Origin of the sequence: Nonomuraea endophytica, assembly GCF_014203235.1 — a bacterium.
Classification (GTDB): domain Bacteria; phylum Actinomycetota; class Actinomycetes; order Streptosporangiales; family Streptosporangiaceae; genus Nonomuraea; species Nonomuraea endophytica.
In genome coordinates this window covers 682626-697697 of sequence record NZ_JACHIN010000002.1, presented here as the reverse complement: position 1 = coordinate 697697, position 15072 = coordinate 682626, and the positions used below count along the sequence as shown (strand labels likewise).

At 69.6% G+C, this 15072-nt stretch carries 11 protein-coding genes; 7 read left to right on the top strand and 4 right to left on the bottom strand.

The genetic code is table 11. From position 1 onward, the window contains the following. The first annotated feature begins 100 nt into the window (after positions 1-100). On the top strand, positions 101-715 hold the full coding sequence (locus HNR40_RS11275) for a hypothetical protein (protein WP_184960366.1): 615 nt from the start codon (positions 101-103) through the stop codon (positions 713-715). 53 nt (positions 716-768) lie between these two features. Here the strand turns inward: HNR40_RS11275 and typA are convergent, their stop codons facing one another. Next, the gene (typA, locus tag HNR40_RS11270) at positions 769-2622 is read right to left on the bottom strand and encodes a translational GTPase TypA (protein ID WP_184960365.1); all 1854 of its coding nucleotides are present in this window, start codon (positions 2620-2622) and stop codon (positions 769-771) included. 72 nt (positions 2623-2694) lie between these two features. Beyond that, the gene (locus HNR40_RS11265; RefSeq protein ID WP_221340211.1) at positions 2695-3234 is read right to left on the bottom strand and encodes a TetR/AcrR family transcriptional regulator; all 540 of its coding nucleotides are present in this window, start codon (positions 3232-3234) and stop codon (positions 2695-2697) included. 78 nt (positions 3235-3312) lie between these two features. Here HNR40_RS11265 and HNR40_RS11260 point away from each other — a divergent pair, with 78 nt between their 5' ends. The 4 genes from HNR40_RS11260 to HNR40_RS11245 are packed head-to-tail and all read left to right on the top strand — an operon-like array spanning position 3313 to position 7679. Then, positions 3313-4047, top strand: a complete 735-nt coding sequence (locus HNR40_RS11260; RefSeq protein WP_184960363.1) for an AMP-binding protein — start codon at positions 3313-3315, stop codon at positions 4045-4047. A 42-nt stretch (positions 4048-4089) separates the two neighbouring features. After that, positions 4090-6504 (top strand): LuxR C-terminal-related transcriptional regulator, encoded by a 2415-nt coding sequence (locus HNR40_RS11255; RefSeq protein ID WP_184960362.1) that lies wholly within the window; start codon positions 4090-4092, stop codon positions 6502-6504. Between the two features lie 55 nt (positions 6505-6559). Then, a complete protein-coding gene (locus tag HNR40_RS11250; protein WP_184960361.1) occupies positions 6560-6910 on the top strand; it encodes an AMP-binding protein in 351 nt (116 codons plus the stop codon). A 10-nt stretch (positions 6911-6920) separates the two neighbouring features. Beyond that, positions 6921-7679 carry an alpha/beta hydrolase gene (locus HNR40_RS11245; RefSeq protein ID WP_184960360.1) on the top strand — a complete coding sequence of 253 codons (759 nt, stop codon included), beginning with the start codon at positions 6921-6923 and terminating at the stop codon, positions 7677-7679. Between the two features lie 484 nt (positions 7680-8163). Here the strand turns inward: HNR40_RS11245 and HNR40_RS11240 are convergent, their stop codons facing one another. Together HNR40_RS11240 and HNR40_RS11235 are read right to left on the bottom strand one after the other, a co-directional pair. Then, positions 8164-9597, bottom strand: a complete 1434-nt coding sequence (locus HNR40_RS11240; RefSeq protein WP_184960359.1) for an aldehyde dehydrogenase — start codon at positions 9595-9597, stop codon at positions 8164-8166. Between the two features lie 503 nt (positions 9598-10100). After that, a complete protein-coding gene (locus HNR40_RS11235; protein WP_312896284.1) occupies positions 10101-13034 on the bottom strand; it encodes a M14 family metallopeptidase in 2934 nt (977 codons plus the stop codon). A gap of 274 nt (positions 13035-13308) precedes the next feature. On the opposite strand from HNR40_RS11235, the gene HNR40_RS11230 reads away from it, so the two are divergent. Continuing rightward, entirely contained in the window at positions 13309-14199 is an 891-nt protein-coding gene (locus HNR40_RS11230; RefSeq protein WP_312896283.1) for a coiled-coil domain-containing protein, read from the top strand. Beyond that, positions 14199-15044, top strand: coding sequence for an RNA polymerase sigma factor SigJ (sigJ, locus tag HNR40_RS11225; RefSeq protein WP_184960357.1), 846 nt, complete (start codon positions 14199-14201; stop codon positions 15042-15044). The genes HNR40_RS11230 and sigJ overlap by 1 nt, the downstream gene beginning before the upstream one ends. The last annotated feature ends 28 nt before the right edge of the window (positions 15045-15072 follow it).

The following is a 15072-nucleotide window of genomic DNA, read 5'->3' as shown; positions in this document are numbered from 1 at the left end:
CGGACCTAGGTAACGGTGTGATTACACCGGTCCGCGAGCTGGGAGATCGGGCTAATCTGCCCCCTTTGTGCCCGATGAGCAGAGAGGGGACTGCGAAATCGTGTGGATCACCCGGCGACTTCGCCGCGACAAGCAGAAGGGACAGGCAGACGACGGCCGCTTCCCGGTCGAGCGGAAGTGGGGCTGGCAACTACAACTGAGCGCCCAGGCGGAGACCGCCTTCATGACCGGTCTGCGCGCCTACGAAGAAGGGGGCGGCAAGCTCACCATCCACGGGGAACACGGGATTCTGACGCTCGCGGACCCGCCGCGGGCGATCTCGCTCTACGTTCTGGCCGCGCGCTTCGCGGCCCTGAGCCACAACGCGCTGCGCGACCCCGAAGGCGCGGTGGAGGGGCTCATGAAGGTCTGCGTCGAGGTCGCCCAGCCCGGGGTCCTGCACCTGCGCGGGACGGCCTCCACAGAGGTCCTCGCCGCCGTGCGCGAGGTCACCGAGAACCTCGGCAGCTGGTACGGCGACGCCGAACTCGGCTACGTGTCGGTGATCGCCCCGGGCGAGGACGAGAACACGCTGATGATCGATCTGGCCAAGGCGGCCGAGCGCCACGCCGCCGGTGACGCCATGCGGGAGGTGGTCCAGGGGCTCATCGACGACGGTGAGGTGACCTGGGCCCGGCCCCCGGTGGGGGAGCAGCGGCGGCTGCTGCTGAAATAACACGCCAAAGGGGTACGGCAGACGCCTGCCGTACCCCTTTTGACGTGGTTGTGTCAGTTGTTGCGCTTGGCCCGCGCGACCGTGCGGGCGCGGGTGGAGGCGTCCAGCACGACCTTGCGGATGCGGACCGTCTCCGGCGTGATCTCCACGCACTCGTCGTCCCGGATGAACTCCAGCGCCTGCTCGAGCGATAGCACCCGCGGCGGCGTCAGCGTCTCGGTGACGTCGGCCGTGGAGGAGCGCATGTTGGTGAGCTTCTTCTCCTTGGTGATGTTGACGTCCATGTCGTCGGAGCGGGAGTTCTCGCCGACGATCATGCCCTCGTACACCTCGGTGGTGGGGCCGACGAACAGCGTGCCGCGCTCCTGGAGGTTGAGCATGGCGAACGCGGTCACCGGACCGGAGCGGTCGGCCACCAGCGAGCCGTTGTTGCGGGTGCGCAGCTCGCCGAACCACGGCTCGTAGGCCTCGAAGACGTGGTGCACCAGGCCGGTGCCGCGCGTCTCGGTGAGGAACTCGGTGCGGAAGCCGATCAGGCCGCGCGCCGGGACCACGAACTCCATGCGGATCCAGCCGGTGCCGTGGTTGGTCATGTGCTCCATGCGGCCCTTGCGGACGGCGAGGAGCTGGGTGACGGCGCCGAGGTATTCCTCGGGGCAGTCGACCGTGAGGCGCTCGACCGGCTCGTGCACCTTGCCGTCGACCTCCTTGGTGACGACTTGGGGCTTGCCGACGGTCAGCTCGTAGCCCTCGCGGCGCATCTGCTCGACCAGGATGGCCAGCGCCAGCTCGCCACGGCCCTGGACCTCCCACGCGTCGGGACGCTCGGTGGGCAGGATGCGCAGCGAGACGTTGCCGACGAGCTCCTTGTCGAGGCGGTCCTTGACCATGCGGGCGGTGACCTTGGAGCCCTTGGCCTTGCCGACCAGCGGCGAGGTGTTGGTGCCGATGGTCATCGAGATGGCCGGCTCGTCGACCGTGATGAGCGGCAGCGGGCGCGGGTCCTCGGGGTCGGCCAGCGTCTCACCGATCATGATCTCGGGGATGCCCGCGATCGCGATGATGTCGCCGGGACCGGCCTCCTCGGCGGGCTTGCGCTCCAGAGCGTCGGTCATGAGCAGCTCAGTGATCTTGACGCGCTGGATCGTGCCATCGGTACGGCACCACGCGACCTGCTGACCCTTGCGAATCTTGCCCTGGTGGATGCGGCACAGCGCGATCCGGCCCAGGTAGGAGGAGGCGTCGAGGTTGGTGACGTGCGCCTGCAGCGGGGCGCTCGGGTCGTAGGTCGGCGCCGGGATGGTCGACTTGATGATGTCGAACAGCGGCTCGAGGTCCTCGGAGTCGGGCATGCCGCCGTCGTCGGGCCGTGCCAGCGCGGCGCGCCCGGCCTTGGCCGAGGCGTAGACGATCGGGAAGTCGATCTGGTCGTCGGTCGCGTCGAGGTCCATGAACAGTGCGTAAACTTCGTCCACGACCTCCGCGATGCGGGAGTCGGGGCGGTCGACCTTGTTGATGCACAGGATGACCGGCATCTTCGCCGACAGCGCCTTGCGCAGCACGAAGCGCGTCTGGGGCAGCGGGCCCTCGGAGGCGTCCACCAGCAGCACGACGCCGTCGACCATCGACAACCCGCGCTCGACCTCGCCGCCGAAGTCGGCGTGGCCGGGGGTGTCGATGATGTTGATGGTCATGTCGCCGTGCTTGACGGCGGTGTTCTTCGCGAGAATGGTGATGCCCTTCTCGCGCTCTAGGTCGTTGGAGTCCATGACGCGGTCGTCGACGTCCTGGTTGGCGCGGAAGGCCCCGGACTGCCAGAGCATGGCGTCGACCAGCGTGGTCTTGCCATGGTCGACGTGCGCGATGATCGCGATGTTCCGCAGGTCGTCGCGGCTGTTCAAAGGCATGATGACGTCTCGCTCTGTGTTCGTGGAGGCAGACCGCGCGAACCGCGGCCTATTAAGTCTAGTTGATCCCGCTCATGGCAGGAGCGGCACGAGGTGCCGGGCGGCGAACGCCCTGGCCTCCTCGTCGCTGCTCAGGGGTACGACGCTGTCCGGGGTGAGCAGGAACGACAGGGTCACCCTTATGAACACCTCGGCGACCGCTTCTGATTCCGGGCTGCGCAGATGCCCGGCCAGATGTTCCCTGGCCACCTTAAGGTACGGCCCCGCCTCCAGCGTCAGGTGCGGCAAGATCGTCTCCGGCTCCCCGGCCAGCAGCCTGCCGAGCAGCGCGTGCCCCCGCACCCCCTTAAGGGTGACGGCGAACCCCTCTGCCACCTGGTCGGCCAGCGTCGGCAGCGGCCCCACCGCCGCCTCGAACTCCCCCAGGAACCGATGGAGCTCCCGCATGATCAACGCCTGGATGAGATCTCCCTTGCGGGAGAAGCGGCGGTAGACGGTCACCCGCGACAGGCCGGCCGCGCGGGCGACGTCGTCCATGGTGGTCCGGCGCAGGCCGTGCTCCACGATCCGCGCGAAAGCGGCATCGAGGATGCGATCGGCCGTCTCGTCCATGGCGCAAGCGTAGAGATACATAGCCGCTTGCACATTCATGATGATGCCGGGGCGGGCGTTGCTCCCTACATTGACGGCATGACCTGGACAGAGTTGGTCATGAACGCGGCTCCGGCCGGAGGCGACCGTCCCGCGGTCACCGACGTACGGACCGGCGAGGTCATGACCTATGCCACTCTCGTCCGCCGAGTCACTCACGCGGCGGCCGGGCTGCGCCGTCACGGCTTGAGGTACGGGGACCACGTGCTGGTCGACCTGCCTCCGGGCGCGGCACTGCCATGCGCGGTGCATGCCGTCGCCTGGTCGGGCGGGGTGGCGCTGCTCAATCCCGGAGGCGTCGCGCGGCTGGCCGTCGTCCACCGGATGCGCGAGACGCGGGCGGAGAAGGTGTTCACCTTCGAACCGGGCCAGGGGCCGGACCGGTTCTCCTCACTGATCGGCGAGGAGAGAGTGGACTTCGGCCCGCTGGCAGGACCGGCGCTGACCCTTGACGGCCGGCGGGTGCTGAGCCACGAGGAGCTCGCCGGCGACCTGCGCAGGCTCGCCGCGCGGCTGCTCATCGGCAAGGACGACGTGGTGCTGGTGGCCGTCACCGACGTGTTCAAGGCGCTGCGCACGCTGGACCTGGCGCTCATGTGCGGCGCGCACGTGGTCGTGGCGCACGAGCCGACGCTGATCGGCTGCCGGGTATTGGCCAGCGAACACGCGGCCACGCTGGTCGTGGCGCCGTACGAGCTGGCCAGGCGGCTGCTGGGCGATCCGCTGCTGCGGGTGGTCGACGACAGGGCGGTCACCAGCTCACTTGCCCTGTGAGAAAACGGTGACAGAGTGCGCCAAGTGCGCCACTGTGAAGTCATGGCGGATGCCCCGCGGCACAACCTGCCGGCCGAGCCCAACCGGTTCGTCGGCCGTGAGCGCGACATCGGCGACCTGTGCGCGATGTTCGACGAGACGCGCGCGGTGACACTGTGCGGAGTCGGCGGCATCGGCAAGACGCGGCTGGCGTTACGCGTGGCCCACCGGCTGCTCGACGACTTCGCCGACGGCGTGTGGGCGGTCGAACTGGCCAAGATCTCCCGGCCCGAGCTGGTGGTCCAGGAGATCGCCGAGGTGTTCGGGCTGGAGAGCGAGCGCGGCCGCGACCTCACCGACGCCGTCGTCACCCGCCTGGCCGGGTCGAGCTGCCTGGTCCTGCTGGACAACTGCGAGCACCTCGTCGAGGCCACCGCGCACGCGGCCGCGGCGCTGCTGGCCGGCTGTCCCGGCGTACGCGTGCTGGCCACGAGCCGGGAGGCGCTGCGCATCCCCGGCGAGCTGATCTGGCACGTGCCGCCGCTCGACCTGCCCGGTTCCGACCCGTCGGCGGCCGAGTCGGTGCAGCTTTTCCTCAACCGGGCGCGGGCCGCCGGAACCCAGCTCGGCGAGGAGAGCCTGCCCGACGTGGCCAGGCTCTGCCGCGCGCTCGACGGGCTCCCGCTCGCACTCGAACTGGCCGCCGCCCGCACCCGCATGCTGAGCCCCGGCCAGATCGCCGACCGGATCGACGACCGGTTCGCGCTGCTCACCTCCGGGGACCGTACTGCTCCCGCCCGGCAGCGCACGCTGGCCGCGGCGGTCGAGTGGAGCCACGACCTGCTGTCGGAGGCGGAGAAGACGCTGCTGCGCCGGCTGTCGGTGCTGGCCGGCGGCTTCGACCTCGACCTGGTCGAGCGGGTGTGCGCCGAGCCGCCGCTGTCGGAGTCGCGCATGGTCACGCTGCTGGGCGCGCTGGTCGACAAGTCCCTGGTGATCTGCGACGAGGACCGCGGGCGCTTCCGGCTGCTCGACACCATCCGCCAGTTCGCCGCCGAGCGGCTGGCCGACTCCGACGAGGAGCGGATGGTGCGCGACCTGCACCTGAGGGTGCTGTGCAAGCTTCAGGAGCGGGCGTTCGACGCCGAGTTCCTCACGCCGGGCGTCACCTGGCGCGAACGGCTGGCCGCCCACACCGGCAGCCGCGACCGGCTCGCCGACCAGCGGGCCGCGCTGGAGTGGGCGCTGCGCTCCGGCAACATCACCATGGGCCTGCGGTTGTGCATGCGCAGCAGCGGCCTGCTGTCGCTGGGCGGCAGCGCCGCCGAGGTCGTCGGCTGGGTCGAGCGGCTGCTGCGGCAGGATCTCAGCCTGGTGGTGCCGGAGCAGATCGGGCTGGCGAAGGGCTATCTGGCGTACGGGCTGCTGAGCCGCGACGACCTCGACAGCGGCCTGGCCGCCGCCCGCGAGGGCCTGGCCGGCATGGCTGGTGACCCGTTCGTCCTGGCCACGGCCCACACGGTGGCCGGCGGCGCGCTGCTGCGCATGGGCAGGGGCGACGAGGCGACCGTCCACATCGACAGCGCGCTGGCGGTGGCCAGGGAGAACGGCGACCGGTTCAACGAGGCCGGGGCGCTCATCGAGGCGTCCATCTACTCGCTGCAGCGCGGCCGCCAGCGCGAGGCCCAGCGCGGCGCCGAGGACGCCTACGCCGTGGCGAACGCGCACGGCCATCCCTGGATTCTCGCCATGGCCGCCTCCCACCTGGGGCTGGCCGCCGAGACCCGCGGCGACCTGGAGTCGGCCGCCGAGCACTACGACGCGGCCATCTCCTGGCTGCGCGAACTCGGCAACCGCGGCGACCTCGCCCAGAACCTCGCCAGGAGCGGCCGCGTCTGCGCGCAGCTCGGCGACCTGCCCGCCGCCCGCGAACGGCTGGCCGAGGCGCTCGCCATGGCCCGCGAGTGCGGCCTGCGCCAGGCCATGAACCGTTGCCTCGTCTCGCTGGCCACGCTGGCACGGGCCGAGGGCGACCTGGAGAGCGCGGTGCTGGCCTCGTCAGCGGTCGCGACCCTGCGCGAGTCGATGGGCCAGCGGACCGGCTCGGTCAAGGTCGACGAACTGCTGTCGGCCGCCCGTGCCAAGCTGGGCGAGGGGCGCACGACGTCGTTGTGGTCCAGGGGGCGGTCGCGGCCGCCGTACGAGGTGGCGACGCAGGTGCTGGAGGGGCGCCGGCCGGAACCGGCCACGGGCCCGCTCCAGGTGGGGCCGGTACGCGGCTCGCTGCTGACCGCCCGCGAACAGGAGATCGCCGGCATGCTCACCCGCGGCCTGTCCAACAAGGCCATCGCCGAGGAACTGGTGATCAGCCCCGCGACGGTGGCCCGGCACATCGCCAACATCATGGACAAACTCGGTTACACCTCACGCGCGCAGATCGCCGTGTGGGCCGCCGACCATGGTGTTCCTTCTGCATAATCATCTGCATAATCCGCCCCATGTGCACTGATCCCGGCGTCCCTACCGTGGTCGCATGGACCAGCGGATCGTCATGATCGACCCCGGGACGGGGCAGACGCTCACCGAAGAGCAGCACGATGAGCGGCTGGCCACGGCCGCCGCGCTGCTCAGGCGCCGCGGCGTGCGGGCGGGCGACACGGTGCTGATCTGCCTGCCGGTCGGATCCGACCTGCTGGTGGCGGCGGACGCGGTGATGGCGGCCGGAGCGGCCGTCTCGCCGCTGGCGCCCGACGGCGACGGCCTCTGGGAGCGGGTGGTGACCAGCTCCGCGCGGCTGATGATCTCCGACGATCCGCGGGCGCTGGCGGCCGCTCAGGACTCCAGGATCAGGGTGGTGATGAGCGCCGCTGAGCTGGGTGCCTAAGCTCGGATTCATGCCGCTTGCGAAGAATTTCCCCGTCATGCTCAGAACCTCGGACGGCATCCGCCTGGAAGGCGTCCACACGCCATCCGCCTCCGGCGCCGTCGAGGCCGGGATCGTGCTGGCCCACGGATTCACCGGGTCGTGGCGGTGCGCTGACACGCGGCGGATCACGCATGTGCTCAGCCAGTTCGGCGGTGTGGTGTCCTTCGACTTCCGCGGGCACGGGCGCTCGGGCGGCGAGACCACCGTGGGCGACCTTGAGATCCACGACGTGGAGGCCGCGGTACGGCACGCGCGGGTCATCGGATACCGCAAGATCGCCGTGGTGGGCTTTTCCATGGGGGCGGCGGTCGCCGTACGGCATGCGGGGTTGCACGGGGGGATCGACGCGGTCGTCGCGGTGAGCGGTCCCGCGCGGTGGTACTACCGGGACACCAAGCCCATGCGCCAGGTCCACTGGGCGATCGAGAAGCCGATCGGCCGGATCGCCGCGCGCGTGGTCAAGCGGACCCGGATCGCGCGCGGGCGCTGGGACCCGGTCCCGATGCCGCCGCACGAGGCCGCCGCCCTGATCTCGCCCACTCCGTTGCTGATCGTGCACGGGGACGCTGACACGTTCTTTCCGCTGGAGCACGCCCGGCAGCTTTATGACGGCGCTCGGGAGCCGAAGGAGCTGTGGATCGAGCCGGGGTACGGCCACGCCGAGTCGGCGGCCAGGCCGGATCTGGTTCTCCGGATCGGAAAGTGGATTGATTCGAACCTTTCCTGAGTAATAGGCGTCTACCTAGGGCGGATGGAAGAAAACCGCCGGGAGAAAGTCCTTGGGGAAGGAATCCGCCCCGGGTGGAGACCGTAGGACATACTTCATGTAGTCAGACGGTCGCCCAGCGTTGCGGGGGCGCGCTGGGTGCCATCTGGACGTGCGAAGGGGGCCCGCGGGATCGCGGGCCCCTCTCGTACTTCCACACTTCCCCAGGTCAGCCCGGGGTCCACCCACTGCCCTGCTCACCCGCTTCCGGGGTCACCCACTCCCGGGGTCACTCACTCCCGGCCCACCCGCTTCCGGGCTTACCTGCTCCCCGATCCACCCGCTTCCGGGGTCACCCGCCTTCGGGTCCACCTGCTCCCCCGACGCACCCGCTGCCGGACTCTCCCGGCTCCGGGGTTCTCCCGGCACCGAGGTGGTCCGGCGCGGAGGGTGCGCCCAGTCTCGGTTTACGGCTTTTCGGGGGTTCGGGTTTTGGTGCTTTGGGTTAGCCGAGGCGGGCGATGGTCTTGTACTCCAGGTAGGCGCTCAGGCCCTCGGGGCCGAGTTCGCGGCCGAGGCCGCTGGCCTTGTAGCCGCCGAACGGGACGTTGGCCTCCAGCATGAGGCAGTTGACGCCGTAGGTGCCGGTGCGGACCTGGCGGGCGATGTCCATGCCGTGGTCGGTGTCGGCGGTCCAGACGGTGCCGCACAGGCCGTAGTCGCTGTCGTTGGCGATGCGGAGCGCGTCCGCCTCGTCCTCGTAGGGGATGACGGCGAGGACGGGGCCGAAGATCTCCTCGCGGGCGATCCGCATCTCGTTGGTGGCGCCGGCGAAGACGGTCGGGGCCACGTACCAGCCGCGGTCCATCGGGCGGGACAGTCCGCCGACGACGACCTTGGCGCCCTCGTCCATGCCGATCTTGATGTACCCCTCCACCCGCTCCTGCTGCCGCTTGGCGACCAGGGGGCCGATGCCGGTCGCCGGGTCGGCCGGGTCGCCCACGGGCTGGGAGCTGACCATGGCGGCGACGGCCTCGACGACCTCGTCGTACCTGTTGCGAGAGGCGAGGATGCGCGTCTGGGCCACGCAGGCCTGGCCGTTGTTCATGAGCGAGGCGATGGCGAGCATGCCCATGCTGGAGGGCAGGTCGGCGTCGTCGAGGATGATGGCGGCGGACTTGCCGCCCAGTTCGAGGCTGACCCGCTTGAGCTGCTCGCCGCAGATGGCGGCGATGCGCCGGCCGGCGGCGGTGGAGCCGGTGAAGGCGACCTTGTCGACGTCCGGGTGGGAGACGAGGTGCTCGCCGGCCTCACGGCCCGCCGGGACGATGTTGAGTACGCCCGCCGGGATGCCGGCCTCGGTGACCATCTCCGCGAACAGGTAGGAGTCGAGAGGTGTCTCCGGCGCGGGCTTGAGCACGATCGTGCACCCGGCCAGCAGCGCCGGTGCGATCTTGGTCATCGAGACGAACTGCGGGACGTTCCACGGCACGATCGCGGCCACCACGCCGACCGGCTCGCGCCGCACGGTGGTGGGGCCGAACAGGCCGGGACGCTCTTCCTCCTGCTCGAACGTCTTGCCGTACTCGGCGTAGAACTGCAGCATGCCGAGCGGCTGCGGTGCCTGGGCCAGGTTGGAGAACGTGATCGGCGAGCCCATCTCCTCGGTGATGAGCGCGGCCATCTCGCCCTGCTTGGCGGCGTAGATGTCGGCCAGCCTGCCGATGACCGCGGCGCGTTCCGCGAAGGTCATGCGGGGCCAGGGGCCGTGGTCGAAGGCCTCGCGGGCGGCGGCGACCGCGCGGTCCATGTCGGCCGGGGTGCCGTCGGGTACCCGGCCCACGACCTCCTCGGTGTGCGGGGAGATGACGTCGATCACACCGGTGCCCGCGGGGGCCACCCATTCGCCCCCGATGAACAGCGTGTCGTGCTGGCGCATGTCGTGAGCCTCCTACCGACCGAATGCTTGCTTGGTTCAGTCTTCCTCTGGCGAAGAGCCGTGTCCAGGGAAACCGAACCATGTTCTGTCCAGAACGGCAAGGGCACAAGGTACCTCGTCACTGACAGCCAGCACGGAAGAGGCCTCGGGAAGCCTACGGTCCTCGGGTCCGTGGCCCGGAAGGGCGCGCCGCGAGGGGATGTGGCCGTGGCCCGGAAGGGCCCGCCGCGAGGGACATCGCCGTGGCTTGGAAGGGCGCGCGGCGAAGGGGATACGGACGTGGCTCCGCGAAGGGGCAGAGGCGCGCTCCAGGGCTGCCGCCGCCGGGGAGGGGCACGGCATGGAAGGTGCGGGCCTCGGAGGGGCTGCGGGGGCTGCGGGGTGGGGCTTGGAGGGGTTGGGGCGGGGAGGGGTGGCGGGTTAGGGGTGGGCGGCTGTCGAGTGGGTCTGGGCTTGTGGTGGGGCCCGTTGTGACCGCTCGGCAGCCGCCCTCTACTACGTGGTTAGCCGATCAGGTGCTTCAGGGACCTCCTCACCAGGTCGGTCCGCATGGCCTGGGTGGTGAGGCTCTCCGCGCCGAATCCGAGGTAGACCGTGTCACGGGTGACGATGCCGCCGCCCTCCTCGAAGAGCTGGTCGGTGCGGAACCAGTTGTTGACGGACGGCGCCGATCCGGCAGGCGGGTCGGCGGCGGTCCAGCCGCCCAGGTCCGACTCGAACGAGGTCTGCTCGGCGCTCGCGCCGTCCAGGGTCACCGTGAAGTCGTCGAGGAAGACGCCGGCGCCCTGTGTGGCCCAGTCGCTGATGTAGGAGATCGACAGCTCGACCTGCTTGCCCGCGTACGGGGTCAGGTCGATCTTCCACTGCTGCCAGCCGCCCGAGTTGCCCGAGGCGGCGTGCCAGGCGCCGGAGGTTCCGGTGGGCTCGCAGTTGACGCCCTGGTAGCGCTGGGTGAAGGGGTGGATGTCGCGCCAGCCGCCGGAGTTCTCGGTCTTGCAGCTCTCCCCGGTGTCCTGGGTGGTGTGGCCGTTGACGTCGGGCAGGGTGGTCCAGTCGTCCTGGCCGGCGGTGCGGGCCTCGACGGTCAGGAAGTCCCAGGCGGCCTCGGTGTCGAAGGACGTCCAGAACGACAGGTCGCCGCTGCTCTTGCCGGTCAGGTTGATGGTCTTGGTCAGGCGCTTCCAGGAGACGTCGGCGATGCCGCTGTAGACGTCCCAGGCGCCGGTGTGCGGGTCGAAGGGGCCGCCGGGCCGTACCCACTTGATCTGGGCGGAGCTGGCGAACAGCGGGAACTGCGCGGCGGGCAGGATGGCCGAGGTGGCCACGTAGGAGTTGGTGTGGGTGGGCTCGAGTGTGCCGTTGAAGCCCTCGAACTTGCCGCCCTTGCCCTGGAGGGCGAAGGGGTTGCCGGTGCCGTGGTCGGTGCCGGCGTCGTCGAAGAAGACGTAGGCGCCGAGCCAGTACTGCTGGAAGTCGTTGAAGATCGGGATGCACGGCGGGTCGGACGGCGTCGTGCACTCGGGCTGTGTGGGCTGGTTGGGCTGGAAGAAGTAGGCGCCGTTGTTGTTGGCCGCGTAGGACGGGTACTTGCCGGCGTGCAGCAGCTTGCCGCCCTCGTTGAGGTAGTCGCGCACCGCGAGTTCGGTGTCCACGCCCAGCTTGGACGTGGTGCCGGGGGCCTGGCCGACGCTTCTCGGGATGATGTCGTCGCCGGTCTCCCAGACGATCGCCTTGTAGTGGCTCAGCGTGCCGAGCGGGTGCGGGGCCTTGCGTCCGGCCTTGTCCACGTCGTAGACGTCGGAGCTGTAGCCGGCCTCGTCGAGCGACTTGACGTACTCGTCGGCGTACTTCGCCTCGGTGACGCCCTGGACGGGGCTGATGCCGGTGACGTCCTCGGCGGCCAGGACGAGAACCTTGCCCCCGATGTCGCTGTTGACCTTGTAGGTGAAGGAGTCGCTCTTCTTGCCGATCGAACTGAACCAGACCTTCACCGTGTCGCCCGGCCGGGTGCCGGTGATCTTGCCGCGCATCCAGTGGTAGTAGCGGTTGTAGCCCGCGCCGTAGCGCTCGCCGCCGCGATACTCGCCGGTCAGCACGCTCTTGGTACGCCCGCCGTTGACCTGGTACTGCAGCCAGACCGGACCCAGCTTGCGCTTGGCGTTGACCTGGACGACCTGGTCGCGGCCGTTGCTGGTCTCGAAGCTGTCCAGGACGAAGTCCGGTGTCGTGTTGCCCAGGTGGCTGACGGGTTCGACCGGGTTGCGCGCGGACTTGGCCACATCGAGTGCGAAGGGGATGTTCTTCTCGAACTCCGCCTGGACCAGCGCCTCGTCATCGGGGAAGACGAAGCCGCAGCCGTCGCAGCCCTCGTTCAGCTCGGGGGTCCAGGACAGCGTGCCGTACGCGGAGTGCGCGCGGTCGTTGGTGTCGCCGTTGGTGATGTACAGCTCCGCGCCGAGGTCGGGGTCGAAGCCGGGGATCGCCGGGTTGGCGTCGTCGCCCGACAGCGCCTCGTAGATCGGGTTGTCGGCGGTCTCCGTCGCGATCTGCACACCCAGCGGGTAGAGCAGCAGCGGGCCGAAGGAGTGGTAGTTGACGTTGAAGGCGAACCGGATGCGCTTCATCAGGCCGTCGAAGGCCTTGGTCTCCGGCTCGCTGGCCGGGCCGGCGCCCCGGTAGGTGTCGCTGCTCGGGATCGAGGAGGAGCCCTCCTCGTCGTAGTGGAAGTTCGTGGGGAAGTTCCGGTTCGGGTCGACGCCGTCGCCGCGGGTGATGGTCCCGTCGCCGTTCACGTCGCGCAGGTTCTTACGCCAGAGACGGTTGCCCTCGGTAAAGGTGAAGTCGTAGCCGTCGGGGTTGGCCACCGGCAGGAACCAGAGCTCGGTGGTGCCCAGCAGGCCGCGCAGCGACGCCTTGTTGGCGACCACGTGCTTGAGCAGCCGCATGTTGACCTCGGTCGAGATCCACTCGCGGGCGTGCTGCGTAGAGGAGTAGAGGACCCCGGGCTTGGCGCCGTCCGGCAGGATGCGGGCCAGTGAGGTGACCTTGGCGGCGAGGATGTCCTTGCCCTGGATGGTCTTGCCGATGGACATCAGCTTGACCACGTCTTTGTTGGCGTTGGCGATGGATCTGAGCTGGTCGGCGATGCCGCCCGGCTCCGTGTAGGACTTCCAGACGGTGTAGCCGCCGGCGGCCTGGGCTTTGGCCGCCTCCAGCTGTGTCTGGCCTTGCCGGTTGCGCACGGGCTCCGGCTTGTGGCCGAGCTTTGTGAGTCCCGCGAGCCCCGCCTGGTCGGCGGTCAGCTCGATGTGCTCCTTACCGCCGTTGACCTGCTGTTGTACGACGTCGAAGCCTGCCTCCCTGAGTTTCTCGCCGGTGCCGAGCGGGCTGTCGAGCTGGTAGAGCTCGATACGATCGCTGGGCGGCAGTGGATTCACAACCGACGCCTGGGCCTCGACGGAGACCAGGGAGCTGCCTAAGCCGATTAAGACGGCTGTGAGGAGCGTTAAAGAACGTGACACGGTCTGCCCCTTCGCAGAGACGATTCGCTCGCAATTTCGCTCCGCGGGGTGTCCTCGGCAAGACCCAAAGTTCGGGGCGACCTCACAAAGTGGTAGATACTTCGCCAATGGTGCATGGGTTAGTCGGTTCCGGTGGCAACGACCAAGATCATCTTCTATAGTCACCACGTCTAGGAGGGGAGGGACGAGCGTGGGAGTCAGGCGTTTCGCCGCCATAGCCACCGTGCTCGTCGGCCTGCTCGCCGCACCCCTTCCGCAGGCCGCCACCGCCGATCCCGGCAGCCCAGCGCAGCTGCGCAAGCTGACGAAGCAGGCCGCACAGCTCAACAAGCTCTTCAGGGGCCAGATCGAGTTCCTGGAAGACGCGCGCATCCAGGCCAAGAAGGCCACCGAGAACGCCGACAAGCTCAGGAGCCAGCTCGCCGGGGCGCGCGGCGAGGTCGCCAACATCGCCCAGAGCACCTACATGAGCGGGCCGCTCGACGGGACCCAGCTCCTGGCCATCGCCGACCCCGCCATGCTGCTCGGCCAGGCCGCCAACATGCAGTACATGTCCGACGAGCGCACCAGCCGGGTCCTGCGCATCGAGCAACTGATCAAGAGCGCCAACACCGCCAAGAAGGCGGCGGACGCCAAGATCAAGGACCTTGAGAAGAAGATCAAGGAGATGCGCGACAAGCGGCGCGACGTCGAGAAACTCCTGGCCAAGTACGGCTTCCAGACCCCGACCGGCGGCGCGGGCCTCACCCAGCGCATGACCAGCGTGAAGATCGAGGTCATGCAGAACTTCCCCATGCCCTACGGCGTGGGCTGCCTGCGCCCCGGCGACCCCGGCGAGCACGGAAAGGGCCGGGCCTGCGACTTCATGATGTCGCGCGGCTACGCCTCCGGCGCCGACGCCGACCGGGGCGACGCCCTGGCCGAGTTCCTGATCAAGAACGGCTCCCGCCTCGGCGTGATGTACATCATCTGGAAACAGCGCTATTACGACATCCGCTCGGGCGGCGGCTGGGATCCCATGTCCGACCGGGGCAGCGTCACCGCCAACCACTACGACCACGTCCACGTCTCCGTGTTCTGATGGACTTCGAGGAGCACCGCAGCCACCTGTGGGCCGTGGCCTACCGGCTGCTGGGCAGCGTCGCCGACGCCGACGACGCGGTGCAGGAGACCTGGCTGCGCTGGCGGCAGGCCGACCAGGCCGCCGTCACCGACCCGAGGGCCTACCTGGCCACCGTCGTGAGCCGGATCTGTTACGACCAGCTCGGCTCCGCCCGCGCCAAGCGCGAGTCCTACATCGGGCCGTGGCTGCCCGAGCCGGTGGTCGAGGAGCCGGGCCCGGAGGACCGGGCGACGATGGACGAGTCCGTGGGCATGGCGCTGCTGGCCGTCCAGGAACGGCTGAGCCCGGCCGAGCGGACGTCGCTGGTGCTGCATGACGTGTTCGCGATGCCGTACGAGGAGATCGCCGACATCCTGGGCAGGAGTCCCGGCGCGGTCCGTCAGCTGGCGGCGCGCGGTCGGCTGCGCGTGCGTGACTACGCGCCGCGGCGCTCGCTCGACCGTGACGAGCAGGCGGCGGCGGTGCGGGCCTTCGCGGCGGCGGCCACCACCGGCGACCTGCGGGCGCTCGTGGCCGTGCTCGACCCGGACGTGGTCTGGCGCGCCGACGGCGGCGGCGTGGTGGGCGCGGCCCTGGTGCCGGTCGTCGGCGCCGAGAAGGTGGCCAGGGTCGTGATGGGGCTGGTCGAACGCTGGTTCACCGGCATGGCGGCGGACTTCCGCGACGTCAACGGCGGGCCGGGCATCGTGATCGTGAACGAAGGCGCGACCGTCGACACCGTCATGTCCTTCACCGTCTCCGGCGGACGGATCACCGAGGTCGATGTCGTGAGAAATCCGGACAAGCTGGGCCATGTGATGTAGTTCACTCAGACATTTCCCGCAGCACTCC

Coding starts and splice junctions, on each gene's coding strand:
- typA (WP_184960365.1), bottom strand. CDS start 2,622: ATGCCTTTGAACAGCCGCGACGACCTGCGGAACATCGCGATCATCGCG.
- HNR40_RS11240 (WP_184960359.1), bottom strand. CDS start 9,597: ATGCGCCAGCACGACACGCTGTTCATCGGGGGCGAATGGGTGGCCCCC.
- HNR40_RS11265 (WP_221340211.1), bottom strand. CDS start 3,234: ATGGACGAGACGGCCGATCGCATCCTCGATGCCGCTTTCGCGCGGATC.
- HNR40_RS11260 (WP_184960363.1), top strand. CDS start 3,313: ATGACCTGGACAGAGTTGGTCATGAACGCGGCTCCGGCCGGAGGCGAC.
- HNR40_RS11245 (WP_184960360.1), top strand. CDS start 6,921: ATGCCGCTTGCGAAGAATTTCCCCGTCATGCTCAGAACCTCGGACGGC.
- sigJ (WP_184960357.1), top strand. CDS start 14,199: ATGGACTTCGAGGAGCACCGCAGCCACCTGTGGGCCGTGGCCTACCGG.
- HNR40_RS11255 (WP_184960362.1), top strand. CDS start 4,090: ATGGCGGATGCCCCGCGGCACAACCTGCCGGCCGAGCCCAACCGGTTC.
- HNR40_RS11250 (WP_184960361.1), top strand. CDS start 6,560: ATGGACCAGCGGATCGTCATGATCGACCCCGGGACGGGGCAGACGCTC.